The sequence below is a fragment of the Microbacterium sp. Leaf351 genome, assembly GCF_001423825.1.
GTDB lineage: Bacteria > Actinomycetota > Actinomycetes > Actinomycetales > Microbacteriaceae > Microbacterium > Microbacterium ginsengisoli.
On sequence record NZ_LMPK01000018.1, the window covers coordinates 106,954 to 111,952 of the forward strand.

At 67.8% G+C, this 4,999-nt stretch carries 4 protein-coding genes; 3 read left to right on the forward strand and 1 reads right to left on the reverse strand.

Features of this window, described 5'->3' with window-relative positions; translation table 11 throughout:
• Both ASG00_RS07305 and ASG00_RS07310 read left to right on the forward strand, forming a co-directional pair.
• Positions 1-1,400 (forward strand): PfkB family carbohydrate kinase (locus ASG00_RS07305; RefSeq protein ID WP_082483128.1); only part of this gene is annotated, 1,400 nt, incomplete at its 5' end.
• A gap of 31 nt (positions 1,401-1,431) precedes the next feature.
• Complete coding sequence (locus ASG00_RS07310; protein ID WP_056208024.1) at positions 1,432-2,010, forward strand: D-sedoheptulose-7-phosphate isomerase; 579 nt, start codon at positions 1,432-1,434, stop codon at positions 2,008-2,010.
• A 30-nt stretch (positions 2,011-2,040) separates the two neighbouring features.
• On the opposite strand, the gene ASG00_RS07315 is transcribed toward ASG00_RS07310, so the two are convergent.
• Positions 2,041-2,634, reverse strand: a complete 594-nt coding sequence (locus ASG00_RS07315) for a D-glycero-alpha-D-manno-heptose-1,7-bisphosphate 7-phosphatase (protein ID WP_082483131.1) — start codon at positions 2,632-2,634, stop codon at positions 2,041-2,043.
• A 93-nt stretch (positions 2,635-2,727) separates the two neighbouring features.
• On the opposite strand from ASG00_RS07315, the gene ASG00_RS07320 reads away from it, so the two are divergent.
• Positions 2,728-4,497, forward strand: coding sequence for a hypothetical protein (locus tag ASG00_RS07320; RefSeq protein WP_056207998.1), 1,770 nt, complete (start codon positions 2,728-2,730; stop codon positions 4,495-4,497).
• Positions 4,498-4,999 lie beyond the last annotated feature (502 nt).

Below are 4,999 nucleotides of genomic sequence, written 5' to 3' on the forward strand. Positions count from 1 at the left end.
ATCGATACGTCGACGGCACCGTCAACCGGATCTCGCCGGAGGCGCCGATCCCCGTGCTGCAGGTCGCGCAGGACCGCAGCGTCGCGGGTGGCGCCGCGAACGCGGCGATGAACATCGCCGCCCTCGGTGCGTCGACCACCCTGATCGCCGCGTGGGCGACTGATGAGTCGGGACGTGAGCTGGAGCGACTGCTCGCCGACGCCGGGGTGGCGACCTGCCGCGTCGATCGCGGCGACGCGCCGACCATTGAGAAGCTCCGCGTCGTTGCAGGTCAGCAGCAGATCGTGCGCATCGACCGTGAGGACACATCCGCACTCGACTTCGAGGGTCAGGCCGCGGTCGTCGCGGCGCTCGCCGAAGGGCTGGCCGCAGGCACGGCGTCGACCGCTGTCGTGATCTCCGACTACGCAAAGGGCCTTCTCGACGCGGACCTCGTCGCCGAGGTCATCGAGCTCGCGCAACGCCACGGAGTCCCGGTCGTCGTCGATCCCAAGTCGACCGACATCCGGAAGTACCGCGGGGCGAGCATCGTCAAGCCGAACTTCGCGGAGGCCTGCCAGATGTCGCGAGTGCGAGCGGCCCGACCGGACGCGGCCACCCTGGAGCACATCGCGCACGAACTGCTGGTCGACGGAATCGGTGCGCTCGCCGTCTCGCTGTCGGCCGCCGGCGTGGAAGTCATCGAGGCGGGCTCACGTGTCCGGATTCCCACGCGGGCGCGGTTGGTCGCCGACGTGTCGGGGGCCGGAGATTCGATGATCGCCGGCATCGCGGTGGGCCTTGCGAGCGGGCTGACGACGACCGAGGCCGTGCAGGTGGGCAACATGGCCGCGGGAATCGCGTGCGGCCGGCCGGGTACGGCGGTCGTGACGGGCGCCGATCTGCTGGACGAGCTGCTGGTCGAGTCTTCGCCGGACAGGCGACCCGGGACCGTCGAGAACTGGGCCGAGCTCGCCCGCCTGGTCGAAGTAGAGAAGTCGGCCGGCAAGCGGATCGTCTTCGCGAACGGCGTTTTCGATCTTCTGCATGCCGGCCATGTCGCGCTGCTCAAGGAAGCCCGGTCGTTCGGGGATGTGCTCGTGGTGGGGGTCAACTCCGACGAGTCGACCGCCCGACTCAAGGGCCCGTCGCGTCCCCTCCAGCCGCAGCGAGATCGCATGGGTGTGCTCGATGCCGTGCGCTACGTCGACTTCGTCACTGTCTTCGATCAGGACACGCCGCGCGAGCTGATCCTGGCGATCAAGCCGGACATCATTGTGAAGGGCTCCGACTACAAGCCCGAAGAGGTCGTCGGGGGCGAGGACGCCAGAGCGTGGGGCGGCCGCGTGCAGATCGTGGGGTTGCTCGACGGCGTGTCGACAACGCGCCTCTCGCAGGGCGAGCAGGTGCGCCGCGGATGATCACGCGATGCTGCGTGCGAAAGGAAGCAAGATGAGTGTGATTGCCGACAACCTTCGCGACAACGTGCGGCGGATGAGTGCTCTCGCCGAGGATGCCGCGTTCGTCGACTCGTTCGACCGTGCGGCGGCGCTCATGGTGACGTCGTTGCGCGCCGGAGGCACACTGTTCGCCTGCGGGAACGGGGGGTCGATGACCAACGCCCAGCACTTCGCCGAGGAACTCACCGGTCGTTTCCGAGGTGACCGTCCGCCGCTGCGGGCGATCGCGATCTCCGACCCGTCGCACCTCACCTGTGTTGCCAACGACTACGGGTACGAGTTCGTCTTCTCCAAGTTCATCGAGGCGCTGGCCCGTCCCGGCGATGTGCTGCTCGCCCTGACCACGAGCGGGAAGTCGGCCAACGTCCTGCGAGCGGCCGAGGCGATGAAGTCTGCCGGCGGCGTCGTGATCGCGTCATCCGGGCCCGCCGACACTCCGGTTGCGGCCGTCGCCGACGTCGCCCTCGCCCTGGGGGAGAACCGATGGGCGGACCGCATTCAGGAGTCCGAGCTCGTCGTCATCCATTCGTTCATGCAGGCTATCGAGGACGCATTCGGCTATTCGGCCTGACGGATGCATCGACTCGCGTGACGGGCGCGCTCATCGAGGTGTCGCGGCAGGTCGTGCGACGGCATCGGCGAATGCGGCGAGGCTCGGATACGTCGCGTCGGCGTCCGCATCGACGCCGCCGTCGATGCGGACGGCGAGACAGTCGCCCGTGAGGGATGCCAGTCGGCGAGCCATCTGGACATCCGACGGCTGATCGCCGACGAAAACCGAACCGGCGCCGTCGATCTCGGGGTGGGCGCGGAGGTAGCGCGCGGCCATTCCCGGCCGCGGCTTGCGACATTCGCAGTCCTCCGCCGCGAGATGCGGGCAGAACTCGATCGCGTCGATTCTCCCGCCGGCATCGCCGATCACCCGGCACATCTCGCGGTGGATGTCGGTCAGATCCTCGAGCGACATCAGCCCCTTGCCGATGCCCTGCTGGTTCGTCACGACGACGATTCGCGGTGCCCATCGGGCGAGCGAGACGAGCGCCTCGACGGCACCCGGCTCGAAACGGAACTCGTCCCATGTCGTCACGTAGTCATCGACCAGGCGCGAGTTTATGACGCCGTCGCGGTCGAGGAACAGGCACCAGTCTCGCGCCGAGTGCGCCGTCGGATCGGCTCGGTGACTGGCGCGTGACATCGCCTGAACGATACCAGCGGGGTCGATGCGCACGGGCCCGCAAGGAGGCCCAGTTAGGATGATCGGGGCACGTCAGGGGGAGGACCGAACGAGATGATCGTCCGATTCGCCGTGTCGTCGCGCCTGCGTTGGGAGCTGTGGCTCACTGCGGGCATCGTGGCCGCGGCTACCGTCGCGGTCGCCGCGGGATCTTACTTCGACCGGGATGATCTCGTCTTCGTCGAGTACTTCCGAGCCAATCCGATCACGCCCGATGTGCTCGTGCGCTCCTGGTTCGGGCATCTCATGCCCGGATACATCGCCAGCGTCATCGCGTTCCTCAAAGTCTTCGCCCTGTCGTGGCCGGCCGCGCTCGTCTTCATCGTTCTGATCCACGTGGGATCCTTTGTCGCTCTCACCCGCTGCATCGACGCCGTCGTGGGGCCGGCACGGATCAATCTCATCGCGGGGCTCGCGTTCACGCTCTCCCTTGGCCCGCTCGCAGTTCGTCTCTGGTGGGCGGCCACGCTGAACAACATGTTCGCGCTCGCGCTCGGACTCGCCGTGCTGGGGTGTGCGACCAGGTGGGTGACCACCCGGAGGGCGCGCCACCTGATCGCCGGACTCATCCTTTACGCGCTGGCACTCTCGCTCAGCGAGAAGAATCTGCTGTTCTCCTTGCACATCGTGATGTGGTGTGTGTTCGTCATCTGGCGCGGGCGGTCCGTCGCGGAGCGCGCTCGTGAGCTTCTGAGGGCGTGGCCACTGTGGCTTGGTCTCATCACGCTCTCCCTCGTCGACGTGATCGCCTTCCTGTCGGGGCCGTATGTCGACGAGTCGGGGGATTCGCCCAGCATCGGATTCTCGCTGCGCTTCATCGCGCAGAACGTCTTCGGCGGACTGGTGCCGTCTCTGTTCGGTATCGACATGGCGAACCAGCCGACCTCGTGGGCGGAGCCCCGAGTCGTGATCACCTGTCTGTTGGTCGCGGTGTTCATTCTCTGGACGATCCTTCGCGCGCGTTCGAACGGCAGCGTGTGGATCTTCGCGGCGATCGCTGTGTTCGCGAACGCAGCCGTGCTGTCACGTCGGGGCGAGCTCATCGGGCTCGCCGGTTCGCGACAGCTCCGGTACCTGCTCGAGAGCACCGCGCTGGTGTGGTTGGCGATCGGTGTCGTGCTAGTTGTGGCTCTTCGTGCCGTGGTGGTGGAGCGGGAAAGCCGTACCCGACCGGCCGTCTCCCGCGTCGTCCGCGTCTTCGCGCTCGTCGGCGGGTGTGCGCTGTTCGTGACCGCGGCCGGTTCCTGGGCGGTCACGTCGCTGCGCACCATCGAGACGAGTGGCGGCTACGCGGCCCGCGCCTGGGTGACCAATCTCGAGGTGACCCTCCCGAACCCCTCGCCTCCTCTGATCGACTCGCCGCTGCCCACCTCCTTCGGCATACCTGAGCTGCACCCCTACGACATGGTGGTGCCGTTGCTCCCGAGTATGGGATGGCGCGGTGCGCAGGCCACGACGGTGCTCGACGGCGCCTGGATCGTCGGGCGGGACGGTCGAGCAGGCCCGGCTACCGTGTCGTCTCCTTCACAACAGTTCACCGGAAGTGCGTGCACCGACGGATCGGAGTCCCTGCCGATGCCCGGGGTGCGGACGTCGGGGCGAACGTACATCATCGTGGACGTCTCGGCCGGTTCCGGAGACAAGATGGCGCTGCACTACACCGGCGGCTGGGTGACCGTCGACCGGCCCTCCTCCGGCGGCCGAGTGGCCGTGTACTTTCCGAACTCACTGCATGGCGACCTGGTCATCGACTCTCAGGGCGGCAAGATGTGCGTCGAATCGATCGTGGTCGGCGACGTTGTCCCCGAGGGTTCCGCCGGTTGATCCGGTGAGGTCTCGTGTCGTTGGGAGCGTCGGCGACGCCTCGCGTTGATACTGGAATGGTGACCCGACTCCACGACAGGCTCCTGATCGCTCCGGGCCGCCGAGCCTCCGCGCCGCGTCGCTCGGGGCTTGTCCGTGGACTGGCGCTGTTCGTCGTGCTCGTCGGCGGCGGAGGGCTTGCCGCCTGTGCGCCACTTCGCGCTGATTCGCCGTCGTCGAGTCCGACCGCGTCCACCGTTGCGCCGAGCGGTGCTCCCGCGGTGAGCTCGACTCCGTCGAGCACGGCGCCCACGCCCGCAGCCACGGACGTCGTGGTTCCGGATGCCCCGTCGACGCCGTCGGGTCAAGCGACCGTGACCATCGTCAACTTCGGTGCCGACGGACAATCGCTCTGGGCGTCCGGTCTGGTGACCGGCGCCGCCGGGACGGACGGGACCTGCACGCTCACGGCGACGGCGTCGGACGGGCGTGTGGTGAGCGGCACGATCGCTGCCAGTGCGAC